The 16,497-nt window shown below is 64.9% G+C and carries 13 protein-coding genes; 6 read left to right on the forward strand and 7 right to left on the reverse strand.

Features of this window, described 5'->3' with window-relative positions; genetic code table 11:
• Window positions 1-104: 104 nt before the first annotated feature.
• The 6 genes from ACTUWL_RS35005 to ACTUWL_RS35030 all read left to right on the forward strand — a co-directional run bounded on the left by ACTUWL_RS35005 (window position 105) and on the right by ACTUWL_RS35030 (window position 10,126).
• Window positions 105-1,058: an AraC family transcriptional regulator gene (locus ACTUWL_RS35005; RefSeq protein ID WP_021081126.1), complete on the forward strand. Its 954-nt coding sequence runs from the start codon at window positions 105-107 to the stop codon at window positions 1,056-1,058.
• Between the two features lie 117 nt (window positions 1,059-1,175).
• Window positions 1,176-1,790: a TetR/AcrR family transcriptional regulator gene (locus tag ACTUWL_RS35010; protein ID WP_021081125.1), complete on the forward strand. Its 615-nt coding sequence runs from the start codon at window positions 1,176-1,178 to the stop codon at window positions 1,788-1,790.
• Between the two features lie 188 nt (window positions 1,791-1,978).
• Complete coding sequence (locus ACTUWL_RS35015) at window positions 1,979-2,800, forward strand: AraC family transcriptional regulator (RefSeq protein ID WP_021081124.1); 822 nt, start codon at window positions 1,979-1,981, stop codon at window positions 2,798-2,800.
• 153 nt (window positions 2,801-2,953) lie between these two features.
• Complete coding sequence (locus tag ACTUWL_RS35020; protein WP_021081123.1) at window positions 2,954-6,802, forward strand: autotransporter domain-containing protein; 3,849 nt, start codon at window positions 2,954-2,956, stop codon at window positions 6,800-6,802.
• A 480-nt stretch (window positions 6,803-7,282) separates the two neighbouring features.
• Window positions 7,283-8,755 (forward strand): DEAD/DEAH box helicase, encoded by a 1,473-nt coding sequence (locus tag ACTUWL_RS35025; protein WP_021081122.1) that lies wholly within the window; start codon window positions 7,283-7,285, stop codon window positions 8,753-8,755.
• 303 nt (window positions 8,756-9,058) lie between these two features.
• Entirely contained in the window at window positions 9,059-10,126 is a 1,068-nt protein-coding gene (locus ACTUWL_RS35030) for a GGDEF domain-containing protein (RefSeq protein ID WP_021081121.1), read from the forward strand.
• 15 nt (window positions 10,127-10,141) lie between these two features.
• On the opposite strand, the gene ACTUWL_RS35035 is transcribed toward ACTUWL_RS35030, so the two are convergent.
• The 7 genes from ACTUWL_RS35035 to sufB form a co-directional block, all read right to left on the reverse strand.
• Window positions 10,142-10,609, reverse strand: coding sequence for a TfoX/Sxy family protein (locus ACTUWL_RS35035; RefSeq protein WP_021081120.1), 468 nt, complete (start codon window positions 10,607-10,609; stop codon window positions 10,142-10,144).
• Window positions 10,610-10,757: 148 nt separating this feature from the next.
• On the reverse strand, window positions 10,758-11,147 hold the full coding sequence (locus tag ACTUWL_RS35040; RefSeq protein WP_106939927.1) for a HesB/IscA family protein: 390 nt from the start codon (window positions 11,145-11,147) through the stop codon (window positions 10,758-10,760).
• 74 nt (window positions 11,148-11,221) lie between these two features.
• Entirely contained in the window at window positions 11,222-11,593 is a 372-nt protein-coding gene (locus ACTUWL_RS35045; protein ID WP_021081118.1) for an SUF system Fe-S cluster assembly protein, read from the reverse strand.
• Entirely contained in the window at window positions 11,590-12,837 is a 1,248-nt protein-coding gene (locus ACTUWL_RS35050; RefSeq protein WP_035652741.1) for a cysteine desulfurase, read from the reverse strand. Before ACTUWL_RS35050 ends, ACTUWL_RS35045 begins: the two co-directional genes overlap by 4 nt.
• Window positions 12,834-14,156: a Fe-S cluster assembly protein SufD gene (gene sufD / locus ACTUWL_RS35055; RefSeq protein ID WP_021081116.1), complete on the reverse strand. Its 1,323-nt coding sequence runs from the start codon at window positions 14,154-14,156 to the stop codon at window positions 12,834-12,836. Before sufD ends, ACTUWL_RS35050 begins: the two co-directional genes overlap by 4 nt.
• A 17-nt stretch (window positions 14,157-14,173) precedes the next feature.
• Window positions 14,174-14,926 carry a Fe-S cluster assembly ATPase SufC gene (sufC, locus tag ACTUWL_RS35060; protein WP_021081115.1) on the reverse strand — a complete coding sequence of 251 codons (753 nt, stop codon included), beginning with the start codon at window positions 14,924-14,926 and terminating at the stop codon, window positions 14,174-14,176.
• Between the two features lie 59 nt (window positions 14,927-14,985).
• The gene (gene sufB / locus ACTUWL_RS35065; protein WP_021081114.1) at window positions 14,986-16,482 is read right to left on the reverse strand and encodes a Fe-S cluster assembly protein SufB; all 1,497 of its coding nucleotides are present in this window, start codon (window positions 16,480-16,482) and stop codon (window positions 14,986-14,988) included.
• Between the last annotated feature and the right edge of the window lie 15 nt (window positions 16,483-16,497).

The following is a 16,497-nucleotide window of genomic DNA, read 5'->3' on the forward strand; positions in this document are numbered from 1 at the left end:
GGGGCGTCCCGTCCGCCCCAGGCCAAGTTTCTTTTTACAGCCCGCGTGATAGATTCGGGGCCTCACTCCGGCGCGAGCTCTCCACAGGTCCCAAAGGCTCTTCCGTGTACACATGGTCCACTGAGCAAGTCGATCCCCGGGATCGCTTCGACTATTGGCGCGAGGTGCGTGCCAAGGGGTTGTTCGGCGTCACCGCGGAACTCGAGCCCGAGCACCGCCGCAACTTCTTCGGCGAGTTCTCGCTGCGCAAGCTCGGCGATGCCGGCCTGGTCGAGCTGCGGGCCTCGCCCTACCGGGTCGAGCGGGGCGCGGGCGACATCGCCGACGCCCGCAGCGACAGCCTGTGCGTCTACCAGCAGCTCGGCGGCGGCGGCTGGTTCGGCGGCGCACGGCTTGATGAATTCGCGGTGCGCGACGGCATGTTCGCGACCAGCTATTCGGACCTGCCCTATCGCACCGTCCCGCTGCACGACGACGGCTTCCACCTGCGCATCATCAAGATCCCGGTGACGAACATCGTGCCGCCGGGCGCCGAGCTCGGCGAACTCGTCCCGCGGCCGGTGCAGGATGAGACTGCGCTGCAGCCGCTGCTGGAATCATGCTTCCGCGACCTTGTCGAAGGCAACGACACGACGGCGCCGGACCCGGCCCCGATGGTGCAGGCGCTGGCCCATATCGCGCTGATCGAGCGCGGCATCATGCGGCCAAAGAGCCGGCTCGCACAGCAGGCGCTGCGAACCGCCCATCTGTCGCTGGCGCGCCGCCTGATCCGGCGGCATCTGCCCGACGCGGCGCTGGCGCCAACCCTGATTGCCGGCCTGCTCGGCATCTCGGTCCGTCACCTGCACATCCTGTTCGAGGAGACGGAGATGAGCTTCTCGGAGACCGTCACCGCGCTCCGGCTTGCACAAAGCCGCCGCCTGCTCCGCGAGCAGTCCGGGCGGACCATCGCCGAGGTCGCCTTCGCCTGCGGCTTCGAGAGCCTTGCGACGTTCTACCGCCTCTTCAGCGCCTCCGAATCGATGACGCCGGGCGACTACCGGGCCCGATTGGCCTGATCGTCGGTCTGGACGCGCTGGGTAGACCTGGCTCTTTGCGGGTTGCTAAAGCGCGTTGATGCCCGTAATCGAGTTTCCCGGCGTCACCCGGCGCCCCTCGTCCTCCCCGGACTCCTGATGTCGAAGAAGATGATCAAGCCTGGACCCGACCTGCTGACGCAGGTCAACCAGGCTTTTCTCGACTACGGCTATGGCGGGCTGTCGATGGTCGGGCTGGCCAAGGCCTGCGGCTTCACGCAGCGCGCGCTGTATTACTATTTCAGCAACAAGGAAGAGGCGTTTCGCGCCGTGATCGCCTGGCGCCACGTCGAGGACGTCGCTCTTGCACTGGAGGCCGGCCGATCGGTTCGGGCAAAGGGCGGCGGCGCGCTGGATATCTTCGCGACGATACTCGACGTCCGCTACGGCGAGACGCGGCGCCGCGTCACCGCTTCGCCGCACACCGTCGAGCTCAATGCCGAGGCCTTCAGGCGCTGCCGCGATCTGATGATCAAATCCGCCGTCTCGTTCCAGGCTGATCTGGAAAATCTGGTGATCGAATTGCAGGCTGCACGGCTGCTGAAGCTGAACGGCGAATTCACCGCGGCGCAAATCGCGCAGGCGCTTGCCGATGGTGGACGCGCGGTCAACCAGGCACTGCCGCCGATCGCCCGGGACGGCTTTTCGGCCCGCTACCGCCAGATGTGCGCGATGGTGCTCTACGGCTGCGCCGTGATGCCGAAGCGCAGGTAGTTCACGCGACGGCCTGCGCGGCAGCCGTCGTCGATCCCCAAATCCTCCCGACAATCGACCGTCAGGCGCCGGCCGGGCCATCTCCGCCTGTCCACCGACAAGTTTTGACGCATGTTATCTATTTCATATTTTACGCGACTATGTGAAATATACGATATTGCATCGAAAGGCTTTTGGAGGCGTCTCGAATGGCTGACATGGGGCAAACGGACGACGCGGCCGATCGTCGCGCGATCCGGCATTCTCCGGACCGAAGTGAACAGCCTGCGCGCATTGAGAAGATAATTTCCGTCGAGTTCGCCAGAACCGCGCTGGCGCTTCGCCCGGTCTCGGCACAGCCGATTTCATGCCCGGCGACGCGCGCTCTGATGCAGAGCGAGGGGTCATGCACGATGCGCACAAAGCTTGAGGACAGCCCACACACGCCATCCACGGGCCCGACTCGTGCGCGCAGCTCCGATGCCGTGGACGAGGCCGCAGCGACAGAACTGGCGCGTCGAGGTTCGCCGGCGACGGGCAATCGCGGCTGGACGCCGTTGCTCGAGGCCTGCCTCGCCGACTTCAAGGACGCGACGGAGGCCGGTGACACCGCAAGCATTCCTGCGCTGGTTAAGATCATCGCCGACCTTGCGCTGATCGAGCGCGGCGCGATCAGGCCGGGCAGCCGCCGCGCGCAACAGGCGCTGCGCGTCGGCCGGCTCAGCCTCGCGCGCCGTCTGATCACCCGCCACCTCGCGAAGCCGGCGCTGTCGCCGGGCATGGTCGCCGACATGCTCGGCGTCTCGGTCCGTTACCTGCATGTCCTGTTCGAAACGACCGGGGCGAGCTTCTCGCAGACCGTCACCGCCCAGCGCCTGAGCGAAAGCCGCAGGCTGCTGTCCGAAAAGCCGCCGCGGCCGATCGCCGATGTCGCCCTCACCTGCGGGTTCGGCAGCCTCGCAACCTTCTACCGGATCTTCAGCGCGTCCGAGGGTCTGACCCCCGGCGAATACCGCGCCGCGGGGCTCTAGCCGCGGCGACGCTCCGCTGAGGCCCTGCGGCCACAGTTGGCTGCATTTTCGCGGCAGGCGCGCTTTGGATCGACAGTATGCGCGCACTGAGAAGACACCGCACGACCATTGCGCGAGAAACAAACAGATACATCGGGGCTTGGGGGCAAGGTCATGATCGGCATCGGCGGCAGGCTGACGATGTGGCGCGGCGCGCTGCTCGGCTCGGCGTCGTTGATCGCGCTGAGCTCCGCGGCCGAGGCTGCGGTCTACTGCACGGGCGTCGGCACCGCCAACGTGCTCTGCGACGCCGCCCATCCGTCGGACGGCGGGCTCAACACGGTTTTGCGCGGTGATCTCACGGTCAACATCAACGCCGGCGCCGGGATCACGACCCGCGGCGTGACCGCGAGCAGCAGCGGAAACCTCACTGTCAATCACAACGACCCCGCCGGCATCACGGCGCTCCAGCTGTACAACGGCATCGGACTCTCCGCCCTCGGCACGATCACCTACACGGGATCTGCCGACGTCACCGCCGACGGGTACGCGATCACTGCCCGGATCGGCAACGGTCTGACCTCCATTACGCAGACCGCCGGCACGATCAGGGGCGGCACCGGCATCCAGGCCGTGGGCAGCGGACCGAATGCCAGCGTCAACATCAACTCGATCGGCAGCCGGATCGTGGCCGGTCAGGCAATCTTCGTCGTGACCGACGGCAGCCAATCCGACGTCACGATCGCGACAGGCGCAGTCACCGGTATCACAACCCAAGCCGGCGGCGCGATCTACGTCCGGATGGGACAGAGCCTTAATACTGCACGCAACCTTTCCGTCACCACCAACGGCGCGATCGTCGGCGGCATCTATCTCCAGAACGGCGGCGTCGGGACCGTCGACCTCACCACCAATGCGAGCGTCTCGGGCAACATCACCGTCGAGGGCAACAATTCGGCCAATGCCAACGCGTTCACGGTGAAGCTCAACCAGGATGTCAGCGGCTCCGTGAGCTTGCAGAACTACGGCACTGGGACCACGACGGTCCGAACGCACGGCATCACGGGTGGGACACTTTCGGTGTCCGCCGCCGGCGGCGCCAACAACAGCCTTGTCGTGGACGGCAATATTGCCAGGGGAAGCGGCCCCGATACGGCCTACTACGGCGCCCTGGCGTCCGTCGCTTTCTCTGCGGCCAGCGGCACCAACACCGCGACCTTCAATGGCGATATTTCCGGAACCTTCGACACCAGGACTTCGCCCTCCAAATCGGCCGGTGGCAGCGTCGCAGGCCTATCGGCCGCGCTGGGCAGTACATCCAGCAATGGATCGGCGACACTGAACGCCAATGGATCGATTGCGATCACCGGCATGACAAGGTCCGGCTCCGTCGCAAATGTGACGGGGGCCGCCTTGTCGGCCTTCGGCGAGGTCCCGGTCGACTTCAACCTGCACGGCGCCGTGACGGCCACGTCGATCAGCGACACCGTGTCGAGAGTCGTCGGCGTCAGCGTGGGACAAAACAATCTGAGCACAGTCCGGTTGACCGCCGACGGCGCCGTGACGGCGACCGCGATCGGCGCTGGCAGCACCGCCACCGGCATCAACGCCTCAGGCAGCAGCTTTGCTCCGAGCAACATCAACACCGGCATCCTCACCGTTCACGCCAATGGCGATGTGAGCGCGACCTCGGATGGCGGCGCGACCGGCATCGGGCTGAGCCGCGGCAGCACCAGATTCGCGGCCTTGACCGCGGGACTCGGCGGCATCGATCTCGACACCAAGGGGACCGTGAGCGCCACCTCGGCAAGCGCGGCGGCGATCGGCATCAGCGGCGTCATGGTGAATGGCGCCGACAACGCCGCGACGCTGGCGCTGCGCGCCGAAGGCAACGTGATTGCGAGCGGCACGGCGGCCGGCAGCTACGGCATCTTCGCCCAGCGCGACGGTCTCGGCGATATCAGGATCGATGCGCTCGCCGGCGTGCAGAGCTCAGGTGTCGGCATTGCCGCATCGCGCTCGACACCGGGCAACATCTTCATCACGACCGGGACATCAGTCACCGGCACCACCGGCATCACGACGTCGGGCGGCACCACCACCTTGATCGCGAACGGCATCATCACCGGCACCGGCGGCACCGCCGTCCAGTTCGGCGGCACCAACGATGTGCTGCAAGTCCAGTCCGGCGCCGTGTTCAACGGCAACATCGTCGGCAGCGGCACAAGTATCGTACAGTTCGGCGGAACCACCGCGTCGAGTTTCGACCTGTCGAAACTTGGCAGCGGCTTCGCCAATTTCGGGATTCTCGCCGGCTCGAACTGGAGCTTTACCGGCAACTCGAACTTTGCCGGGTCTGTCAACGTCGACAGCGTGTTCATCCTCAACGGCGCGATGCCGAATGCAAGCGTCACGGTCGGCCCGAACGGCACGCTCGGCGGCAACGCCACCATCGGCAACACTGTGATCAGCGGCACGCTGTCGCCCGGCAATTCGCCGGGGACCATCACGATGGCGAGCCTGACCATGACCGCGGCGGCGACTTATCTGGTGCAGGTCACCAACACGATCAGCGACAAGGCGATCGTGACGGGCACCGCTAACATCGCTGGCAACGTCATCGTGCAGCCGCTCGAACGGATCACCAGGAAGACCACCTACACCATCGTCAATGCGGGAACGCTGAGCGGCACGTTCGGCTCGGCAAGCCTGTTGCTCGCCAACAACCTCGCGCGCAATCCGGTGCTGAGCTACGTCGGCAACGACGTGCTGCTGTCGGTCGATCCCGGCCTGCTCTCCCCGATCCTGCCGGCCAATGCCGGCATCAATCACAGGAGCGTCGCGGGTGCGATCGACAACGGCCTGCTCGGCGGCGCCAATCTCTCCAACGCCTTCAGCGCGATCTTCAACCTGTCGGGAGACAATCTCCTGAACGGCCTGACCCAGCTCTCGGGCGAGAGCGCGGCCGGATCGCAGCAGACCACGTTCAACGCCATGAACCAGTTCATGGGTACGATGCTCGATCCCTTCATCGACGGCCGCGGCGCGACGGCGATGCCGGCCGGCGCCACGCCCTACGCAGATGACAATTCCCTGGCCTACGCAGCAAAGCATCCGACCAGCGACGCCGCCGCTGCGATTTATCACAAGGCGCCGATCGCGCAGGGCTACGATCCGCGCTGGAGCATGTGGGCAGCGGCCTACGGCGGCTCACAGTCCACCGACGGCAACACGGCGCTCGGCTCGAACAACACCACCAGCCAGGTGTTCGGCACCGCCATTGGCGCCGACTACCGCTTCTCGCCGAACACGATCGCCGGCTTTGCGCTCGCTGGCGGCGGCACCAATTTCAGCGTCGCCAACAGCGGCGGCGGCCGCTCCGACCTGTTCCAGGCGGGCGCCTTCATCAGGCACAATGTCGGCGCTGCGTACCTTGCCGGTGCGCTGGCCTATGGCTGGCAGGACGTCACGACGGATCGCACCGTGACGGTCGGGAGCATCGATCGCCTGCGTGCCGAGTTCAAGGCCAATGCGTGGTCGGGCCGCGCCGAGGGCGGCTACCGCTTCGTCGCGCCATGGATCGGCGGCATTGGCCTGACGCCCTATGCCGCCGGCCAGTTCACGACGTTCCAGCTTCCGAGCTATGCCGAGCAGGCGATCGTCGGCGCCAACACCTTTGCGCTGGCCACCAACGCCAAGAGCGTCACCGACAGCCGCAGCGAGCTCGGCCTGCGCGCCGACAAATCCTTCGCGCTCTCGGATTCAGTTCTGACGCTGCGCGGCCGCGCCGCCTGGGCGCATGATTTCAACCCGGACCGCAGCATCGCCGCGACATTCCAGACCCTGCCCGGCGCGAGCTTCGTCGTGAACGGAGCGGCGCAGGCCCGTGACTCCGCCCTCACGACGGCCTCCGCCGAACTGAAATGGGCCAACGGCTGGTCGGCGCTCGCAAGCTTCGAAGGCGAGTTCTCCAACGTGACCCGCTCCTATGCCGGCAAGGGCGTGGTCCGCTATGCATGGTAATGCACCTGCGGTGGGCGTGCATCTGCGTGATTTCGGAATATTAGAATCGTACTCGTGAGTTGCCCGACGTGTCAACTGGCCTGTCGAACGCGGGCCACCGCGGCTGCTTTGCATGGGGTTGTTTTCGATATTTTGGCAGCTCGCCTCCCCCGCAAAGGTGGCACCAGCCTCTGCCGGGGGCCTCGTCATCGGGTCCGGAACCGGTGATTCATTTGACCGCCAAATGACGGAAAGGACGGTTATTTTGGCGAAAACGTTAAGGTTTTTCGGTCATCCGGCTGGTTCCAAGATTGACTTTGCCGGTTTCGCCCCTATGTTGCGGGGCAACGCGGCCCTCGGATCGAAACGCGATTCGTCAGGTTTGCCGTCCGTCAGCGTTAGTCAGAGCCCCCGAGCTTTATCAAAAAGCGAGCCGTTTCGGGGCCGAACGCGACAGCCTTTTACCTGCGATGCCGAACGGCGGTTTCGACCAGAGGCTCAATGTCTTTTTCCAATCTAGGCCTGTCCGATAAGGTCCTCGCCGCAGTTGCGGCCACCGGTTACACCACCCCCACTCCCATCCAGGAACAGGCAATCCCGCACGTCCTCGCCCGGCGCGACGTCCTCGGCATTGCCCAGACCGGCACCGGCAAGACAGCTGCCTTCGTTCTACCGATGCTCACCCTCCTCGAGAAAGGCCGCGCCCGGGCACGGATGCCGCGCACGCTGATCCTCGAGCCGACCCGCGAGCTTGCCGCGCAGGTGAAGGAGCAGTTTGACAAATACGGCGCTGGTCAGAAATTGAACGTGGCGCTGCTGATCGGCGGCGTCTCGTTCGGCGACCAGGACTCCAAGCTGATGCGCGGCGTCGACGTCCTGATCGCAACGCCCGGCCGCCTGCTCGACCACACCGAACGCGGCGGATTGCTGCTCACCGGCGTCGAGCTGTTGGTGATCGACGAAGCCGACCGCATGCTCGACATGGGCTTCATCCCCGACATCGAACGCATCTGCAAGCTCGTCCCGTTCACGCGGCAAACGCTGTTTTTCACCGCGACGATGCCCCCGGAGATCAGCCGCATCACCGAGGCCTTCCTGCACAACCCGGCCCGGATCGAAGTCTCCAAACCCGCAACCACCGCCGTCACCGTGACGCAATTGCAGGTCCCGGCCGGTCGCGAAGCCCACGACAAGCGCGAAATCCTCCGCCGCCTGCTGCGCGACGCCAAGGATCTCAACAACGCGATTATCTTCTGCAATCGCAAGCGCGAAGTCGCCGTCCTTCACAAATCACTCCAGAAGCACGGCTTCAGTGTCGGCGCCTTGCACGGCGACATGGATCAGTCAGCTCGCACCGCGGCCCTCGACCAATTCCGCAAGGGCGAGATTCCGCTGCTCGTCGCTTCCGACGTCGCCGCCCGCGGTCTCGACATTCCCGCGGTGAGCCACGTCTTCAATTTCGACGTGCCGCACCACCCCGACGACTACGTCCACCGCATCGGCCGTACCGGCCGCGCCGGACGGACCGGTACCGCGATCTCCATCGTCACCTCGCTCGATAGCAAGTCGATGGCTGCGATCGAGAAGCTGATCGGCCAGCCGATCCCGCGCGCTGAAGGCGACTACACCGTTCACAGCGAGGCCTCCGACGAGGACGCCGCGCCCCGCCGCTCTCGCAGCCGCGAAGGTTCGCGCGACGGCGCCCGTGGCGGCCGCAAGCCGCGGCGTGAACGCGAGCCGCGTCACGGTGAGCGCGAGCCGCGTCACGACCAGGAGCCCCGCCAGGAGCGCGCAGCCAAGCCGGAGCGCGAACCGCGCCACGGACGCGGCACCTCGCCTCAGGCCGCGCCGTCGCATGTGCCGTCGATCGGCCGTGCCGAGCCGCGACGGCCGCAGCACGAGGTCGACCACGAGCCCGCCGATCATTCGCACCTGCCGGCCTTCCTGCTGCGACCTGTGCGCGCACGCGCTTAGGGCTCGCCGTGCTGACGCCGCGCCCGCGGCGGTATTCCGGGCACTCGATGTCGCCGTCGACGGCCCGTGCGGACGTTGATCCCCAGCGTTTGAAGCAAATGCGCGCAGTTTTCGCATCGCGTTGGCGGGCAAGCCAACGCTGCGTGCGAACCCGGCGGCGCCAGGCGCATTCAACCATGGTCGCGACCGAAATCCCGTAATTCTACTGTTTACCTTGCCTTCACTCTCGTCCCGTACCCTCGCCCAATAGTTTAGTCATTGCTGTCGGACACAGCCGACATTGCGTGCATTGGGGACGTAACAGTGGTCAAGCTGCTGGACGAGCACGAACGTACGTTGGCCTTCGCTGAAGTCGCGCTTGGCCAGATCCGCTCGCTTCGCCAGACCGCCGTTCCCCGCAATTATGAGATCTGGTACGTCTACGCGACCGGATACAACGCGCCGCTCAACAAGGTCATCAACGAGACGCTGGCGCGCAGCGGCAAGCTCAACGAATCCGATCTCGAGCAGATCTACGAAACCTACCTTTCGCACATCAAGACCTCGGACCGCATCGACAAGGTCGGGGCGCGCGTCATCGGCGAGATCGATGCCGTCATGAAGCTGATCACCGACGCGCTCGGCGTGTCCGCGACCTACGACGCCAGCCTCGTCGGCGCCAGCGACCGCCTCTCGACCGCGACGACCCGCGATCAGATCAAGACCATCGTCGAGGGCGTCGCCAAGTCGACGCAAGAGATGCGCCAGACCAATCAGGCGCTGGAGAATCGGCTCGCGCTGTCAAAGTCGGAGATCAACGAGCTGCAACACAGCCTCGAGGCGATCCGCGCCGAGAGCCTGACCGATCCGCTCACCGGCCTGGGCAACCGGAAATATTTCGACCGCTCGATGGACATGGCGGTGCAGGCCGCGCTGGCCAGCAGCGAGCCGCTGTCGCTGCTGATGTTCGACATCGACCACTTCAAGTCGTTCAACGATTCCTACGGCCATCTCACCGGCGATCAGGTGCTGCGGCTGGTGGCGCAATCGCTGAAGCAGACCATCAAGGGCCAGGACATCACCGCCCGCTACGGCGGCGAGGAATTCGCTGTCGTGCTGCCCAACACCGCGCTGCGCCAGGCGCTGACGGTCGCTGACCATATCCGCCGCGCCGTGATGGCCAAGGAGTTGAAGAAGAAGTCGACCGGCGAGATCCTCGGCCGGGTCACGATCTCGGTCGGCGTCTCCATGCTGAAGCCTGCCGACGATACGGATTCGCTGATCGAGCGCGCCGACGCCTGCCTCTACGCCGCCAAGCGCGCCGGCCGCAACCGCGTGATCTGCGAAGCCGACCCGGAATTCAGCGCCGAGAGCCAGACCCGCGTGGCGTGATCAGTTCGCCTCCTCTCAGGACGACGACCGTTTCCCGGGCACACGCGTCTTCTTGACTGAAAGCTTTCTCGCGCCGGGCTTCTTCGCCGCAACCCTCTTGCTTGCAGCCTTCTTCGTCGGCGCCTTCGCCTTTCGCGCAGCCGGTCGTTTCCGTGGCCGCTTGTGCAGCGCGGCGCGCTGGGCGGCGCCGAGCGCCGAGCGCGCCCAGACCGCAAGCCCCTCGGCATCGTCGAACAGCCGCGCCGGCAGCTGCCAATAGGAGTTCACCGTGACCGTCTTCGAACTCGTCTGGTACTGGAACGGCCCGCAGCCCTCCGCCTCGAATTGCGGGATGGTCACCTCGTCGGCACGGAAGTAGAGCCCGGCCCGCAAGGCGAGCGCGAAATTGGTGCCGTCGGCCGAGATGCCGTAGCCGGAGAACATCCGGCGCAGCGTGACCGGGCCGAAATCGACGAACAGGTCGGTGAGAAATTCACGGTCCATGTGCCCACCCTCATTGCAGCGCGACCGGACACGCCTGCCGCAGCCCGCTGGCTACGCAGTATGGTCGACGAGGACGTCGACACGCAACGATGGTTGTATCTGATCAAAGGGCGCGAGCGCGATTGCACACTCGCCGGTGCGGCAGCGATCAGACCGTGGCCGGCTTCAGCTGCACCGATTCGCCGCAGCCGCAGGCAGAGACCTGATTCGGGTTGTTGAACACGAACTGGGCCTGCATCTTGTCGGCGACGTAATCCATCTCGGTGCCGAGCAGGAACAACACGGCCTTCGGATCGACCAGGATCTTGACGCCCTTGTCCTCGACGACTTCGTCGGTCGGACGGATCTCGTGGGCATATTCGACGGTGTAGGATTGTCCGGCGCAGCCGCCATTCTTGATGCCGACGCGCAGCCCGACGATCTCGGAATCGGCGCGCTTGGTCAGCTCGGTGATCCGCTCCGCCGCGGCATCGGTCAGCCTCATGACCTGCGGGCGCGGCCGCTTCGGCTTGGCTGGGGTTGGTGAAACTTGGGTCATGTCACTCATGTGGTCAGTCCCAGCGGCAAATCAATTGCCCATTGTCTCGAGCCTAAGTCCAATCCGCTAACACATCACCACATATTGAGGACGAGGCGCGCCTCGTCCGACATCCGGTCCGGCGTCCAGGCCGGATCCCAGACCAGATTGACGTTGACGACACCGACGCCGGGAACGCTGGCAACCGCGTTCTCGACCATGGTCGGCAGCTCGCCGGCAGCAGGGCAGTTCGGCGTGGTCAGGGTCATCAGGATGTCGACCGAGCGATCATCCTTGAGGTCGACCTTGTAGATCAGGCCGAGCTCGTAGATGTCGGCCGGGATTTCCGGATCGAACACCGTCTTCAGCGCCGCGACGATCTCGCCGCTCATGCGCTCGGTCTCCTCCGCCGGCAGTGCCGAGGTGGTTTCCATGGTGGCCGTCTTGACTTCGGCTGTATCGGTCATGCGAACAATTCCCGCGCCTTGATCAGCGCCTGCGCCAGATGGTCGACTTCTTCCTTTGTATTATACATCCCGAACGATGCGCGGCAGGTGGCCGTCACATTGAACCGCTCTAAAAGCGGCATCACACAATGCGTGCCGGCGCGCACGGCGATACCCTGGCGGTCGATCACGGTCGCGACGTCGTGCGGATGTGCGCCCTTCATCTCGAAGGAGATCACCGGCCCCTTGTTGCGGGCGGTTCCGATCACCCGCAGCGAATTGATCTCGCGCAGGCGCTCCTGCGCGTAGGTGAGCAGCTCGTGCTCATGCGCAGCGATGCGCTCCTTGCCGATCGAATTGACGTAGTCGATCGCGGCGCCCAACCCGATCGCCTCGACGATCGGCGGCGTCCCGGCCTCGAACTTGTGCGGCGGATCGCCATAGGTGACCCAGTCCTTGGCGACCTCACGGATCATCTCGCCGCCGCCGTTGAACGGCCGCATCGCCACCAGATGCTCGTGCTTGGCGTAGAGCGCGCCGATGCCGGTCGGCCCGTACACCTTGTGGCCAGTGAAGGCGTAGAAATCGCAATCGAGGTCCTGGACGTCGATCGGCAGATGCACCGCGCCCTGCGCGCCGTCGACCAGCACCGGAACGCCGCGGGCATGCGCCAGCCGCACCACCTCCTTGACCGGAACCAGCGTGCCGAGCGCATTCGACATCTGGGTGATCGCGACGATCTTGGTACGGGGAGTGAGGAGCTTCTCGAATTCCTCGATCAGGAAGTTGCCTTCATCGTCGACCGGCGCCCACTTGATCACGGCACCCTGGCGCTCCCTAAGGAAGTGCCACGGCACGATGTTGGAGTGGTGCTCCATGATCGAGAGGACGATTTCGTCGCCCTCCTTGATGTTCTCTCCGCCCCAGGACGATGCCACGAGGTTGATCGCCTCGGTGACGTTGCGGGTGAAGATGATCTCCTCATTGCGGCGCGCGTTGATGAACTGCGCGACCTTGCCGCGGGCGCCCTCATAGGCCTCGGTCGCAGCGTTGGCGAGGTAGTGCAGGCCGCGATGCACGTTGGCGTATTCGCTCTTGTAGGCCTCGGTCATGCGGTCAAGCACCGCATTCGGCTTCTGCGCCGATGCGGCGTTGTCGAGATAGACCAGCGGTTTGCCGTAGATCTGCATGGCGAGCGCCGGAAAATCCTGCCGCACGAGAGCGACGTCGTAAGAACCGTTGGCGACCGCCTTATGCATGCTCATGCCCTCGCTTCCAGCCAGCGCTGCGCGGTGGCAATTGCCACCTCGCGCAACGCGTCGCTGGCAATGCTCTCGATCGCCTCGCCGACGAAGGCCTGGATCAGCAGCGCCTGCGCTTCCTTCTCGGGCAATCCGCGGGCGCGCATGTAGAACAGCAGGCTCTCGTCGAGCGCACCGGTGGTCGCGCCGTGACCGCAGGTGACGTCGTCGGCGAAGATTTCGAGCTCCGGCTTGTTGTCGGCTTCCGCGTCGTCGGACAGCAACAGCGCACGGGTCATCATCTTGGCGTCGGTCTTCTGGGCGTCCGGACGGACAATGATGCGACCCTGGAACACCGAATGCGCGCGGTCGTCGACGACGGCACGGAAGATCTCGCGGCTCGCACAGTGCGGCACCGCGTGATCCATGAACAGCGTGGTGTCGGCATGCTGCGTGCCGTTGATCAGATTGAGGCCGTTGGTCTCGACGTTGGAGCCCTCGCCGGCGCAGGTCACCGTCAGCTGGTAGCGGCTGACATGACCGCCCGAGGTCAGGCCGAAGGTGTTGAAATGGGCATGCGCACCGAGCGACACCGTCGCCGAGGAAATGTTGAAGGCATCGATGCTGTCCTCGACCAGACGCACGTGGTCCAACCGTGCATTGTCGCCGATCGCGACGATCAGCCCGTCGTACGCCTGGTAGGCCTTGGCGCCCTCGCCGGCGAGATAGCTCTCCACCAACGTCACATTGGCATCCCGTCCGAGCCGCAGCAACGAGCGCGTGAACATCGAGGCCGGGGCGGTGCCGGATGCGACGTGCACGATGTGCAGCGGCTGCGCCAGCACCGTACCGTCGGCGATCTCGATGACAACGCCATCGGTCGCCATCGCACCGTTCAGCGCGATCATCGGATTGGAGATGTCGGTCGCAAAGGCCTGCGTGGAGAGCACGCCGTCACCGGCGTCGAGCACTTCGCGCAGCGGTTGGATGCCGAGGCCCTTGTCGAGGTTGCCGAGATCGGACAGATCAGGCGCAAACGCGCCGTCGACCAGCACCAGGCGGCGCACGCCGTCGATCGCCTGCAGCTTGATGGCGGCAGCAGCGCGGCCCAGAGCTGCGGCATCCGGCGCAGGCGCCAGCGGCAGCACCTCGCGCATCAGCGCGCGCAAATCGGTGTATTTCCAATCCTCGATCCGGCGATGCGGCAGGCCCGAGCGCTCATAGGCCTCGAACGCCTGGCGGCGCTGATCGGCGATCTTGCTCTTGCCCGGCAGGCGGTCACGCGCGACGGCGAATGCATCGCCCAGCGCGCGCCCGGTCTCAGTCTTTGCGACAACGTTCATCTGAGAACCCGTATCTGTCAGGCAGCGTCTTCGAACTGCGCGTAACCGGACTCTTCCAGCTCCAGCGCCAGTTCCTTGCCGCCGCTCTTCACCACCCTGCCCTTCGACATCACGTGCACCACGTCGGGCACGATGTAGTTGAGCAGCCGCTGGTAGTGGGTGATCACCACCATCGCGCGCTCCGGCGAGCGCAGCGCGTTGACGCCGTCGGCCGCGATCCGCAGCGCGTCGATGTCGAGGCCGGAATCCATTTCATCGAGGATGCAGACGGCCGGCTCGAACAGCGCCATCTGCAGGATCTCGTTGCGCTTCTTCTCACCGCCGGAGAAGCCGACATTGACGCCGCGCTTCAGCATGTCCTGCGGAATGTTCAGCGACTTGGCGACCTCGCGGACCTTCTTCAGGAACGCCGGCGACGAGATCTCGTCCTCGCCGCGCGCCTTGCGCTGGGCGTTGAGCGCCGCATGCAGGAAGTTCCAGGTAGTGACGCCGGGGATCTCGACCGGATACTGGAACGCCAGGAACACGCCCTTGGCGGCGCGTTCGTTGGGCTCCATCTCCAGCAGGTCTTCGCCCTTGAACAGGATCTGGCCGCCGGTGACTTCATAGCCCGGCTTGCCGGCGATGACGTGGGACAACGTCGATTTGCCGGAACCGTTCGGCCCCATGATCGCGTGCACCTCGCCCGGGTTCACCGTGAGCGACAGCCCGTGGAGGATCTCGCGCTCCTCGACACGAACCTGCAGATCTTTCACTTCAAGCAGAGACATCTGATTTTTCCTGAACATCATCCGGGAGGCGCGGCGGCCGCGCCCTCACACGGGATGGATTAACCAACCGAACCTTCGAGGCTGATCGAGATCAGCTTCTGCGCTTCCACCGCGAACTCCATCGGCAGTTGCTGCAGCACGTCCTTCACGAACCCGTTGACCACGAGGCCGACGGCTTCTTCCTGCGAGAGCCCGCGCTGGATGCAGTAGAACAGCACGTCCTCGGAAATCTTCGACGTGGTCGCTTCATGCTCGAAGGTCGCCGAGGAATTCTTGGCCTCGACATAGGGCACGGTGTGCGCGCCGCATTTGTCGCCGATCAGTAGCGAGTCGCAGGCCGTGTAGTTGCGCGCGCCGGTCGCCTTACGGTGGGCGCTGACAAGGCCGCGATAAGTGTTCTGCGACTTGCCGGCGGCGATGCCCTTGGAGATGATCCGGCTCGACGTGTTCTTGCCGAGGTGGATCATCTTGGTGCCCGAGTCGACCTGCTGGAAACCGTTCGAGATCGCGATCGAGTAGAACTCGCCGCTCGAATTGTCGCCGCGCAGGATGCAGCTCGGATACTTCCAGGTGATCGCCGAACCGGTCTCGACCTGGGTCCAGGAGATCTTGGAATTCTTGCCGCGGCAGTCGCCACGCTTGGTGACGAAATTGTAGATGCCGCCCTTGCCTTCCGAATTGCCCGGATACCAGTTCTGCACCGTCGAATACTTGATCTCGGCGTCGTCCAGCGTGACGAGCTCGACCACGGCAGCGTGCAGCTGGTTCTCGTCGCGCTGCGGCGCCGTGCAGCCTTCGAGATAGGAGACGTAGGAGCCCTTGTCGGCGATGATCAGCGTGCGCTCGAACTGGCCGGTGTTGCGCTCGTTGATGCGGAAATAGGTCGACAGCTCCATCGGGCAGCGCACACCCGGCGGCACGTAGACGAACGAACCGTCGGAGAACACCGCCGAGTTCAGCGTCGCAAAATAGTTGTCGGAGGTCGGCACCACGGTTCCGAGATATTTCTGCACCAGCTCGGGATGCTCGCGGATCGCCTCCGAAATCGGCATGAAGATCACGCCGGCCGCCTTCAGCTCCTTCTGGAAGGTGGTCGCAACCGAGACCGAATCGAACACGGCGTCGACCGCGATCTTGCGGCTCGGCGTCTGCGGCCCACCGGGCGGCGGCTCGACGCCCTCGAGGATCGCAACCTCGCGCAAGGGGATGCCGAGCTTCTCATAGGTCTTGAGGATCTCCGGATCGATCTCGTCGATCGAGGACAGCGTCTTCTTCGGCTTCGGCGCCGCGTAGTAGTAGATGTCCTGGTAGTCGATCTTCGGATATTCGACGCGCGCCCAGGTCGGCTCGGTCATGGTCAGCCAGCGGCGATACGCCTCCAGGCGCCATTCCAGCATCCAGGCCGGTTCATTCTTCTTGGCGGAGATGAAGCGGACGGTGTCCTCCGACAGCCCCTTGGGAGCCTTGTCGGACTCGATCAGCGTCTCAAACCCATAACGATACTGGTCGACGTCGATGCGCCGGACGCGCTCGACCGTCTCTTGTACTGCAGGCATTCATATCCTCCGCTC

It is taken from the genome of Bradyrhizobium sp. WCU1, assembly GCF_053474805.1.

Bases quoted from the DNA above. Each gene is read 5' to 3' on its own strand.
- ACTUWL_RS35010 (WP_021081125.1), top strand. From the start codon at position 1,176: ATGTCGAAGAAGATGATCAAGCCTGGACCCGACCTGCTGACGCAGGTC.
- ACTUWL_RS35015 (WP_021081124.1), top strand. From the start codon at position 1,979: ATGGCTGACATGGGGCAAACGGACGACGCGGCCGATCGTCGCGCGATC.
- ACTUWL_RS35020 (WP_021081123.1), top strand. From the start codon at position 2,954: ATGATCGGCATCGGCGGCAGGCTGACGATGTGGCGCGGCGCGCTGCTC.
- ACTUWL_RS35025 (WP_021081122.1), top strand. From the start codon at position 7,283: ATGTCTTTTTCCAATCTAGGCCTGTCCGATAAGGTCCTCGCCGCAGTT.
- ACTUWL_RS35035 (WP_021081120.1), bottom strand. From the start codon at position 10,609: ATGGACCGTGAATTTCTCACCGACCTGTTCGTCGATTTCGGCCCGGTC.
- ACTUWL_RS35040 (WP_106939927.1), bottom strand. From the start codon at position 11,147: ATGACCCAAGTTTCACCAACCCCAGCCAAGCCGAAGCGGCCGCGCCCG.
- ACTUWL_RS35045 (WP_021081118.1), bottom strand. From the start codon at position 11,593: ATGACCGATACAGCCGAAGTCAAGACGGCCACCATGGAAACCACCTCG.
- ACTUWL_RS35050 (WP_035652741.1), bottom strand. From the start codon at position 12,837: ATGAGCATGCATAAGGCGGTCGCCAACGGTTCTTACGACGTCGCTCTC.
- sufD (WP_021081116.1), bottom strand. From the start codon at position 14,156: ATGAACGTTGTCGCAAAGACTGAGACCGGGCGCGCGCTGGGCGATGCA.
- sufC (WP_021081115.1), bottom strand. From the start codon at position 14,926: ATGTCTCTGCTTGAAGTGAAAGATCTGCAGGTTCGTGTCGAGGAGCGC.
- sufB (WP_021081114.1), bottom strand. From the start codon at position 16,482: ATGCCTGCAGTACAAGAGACGGTCGAGCGCGTCCGGCGCATCGACGTC.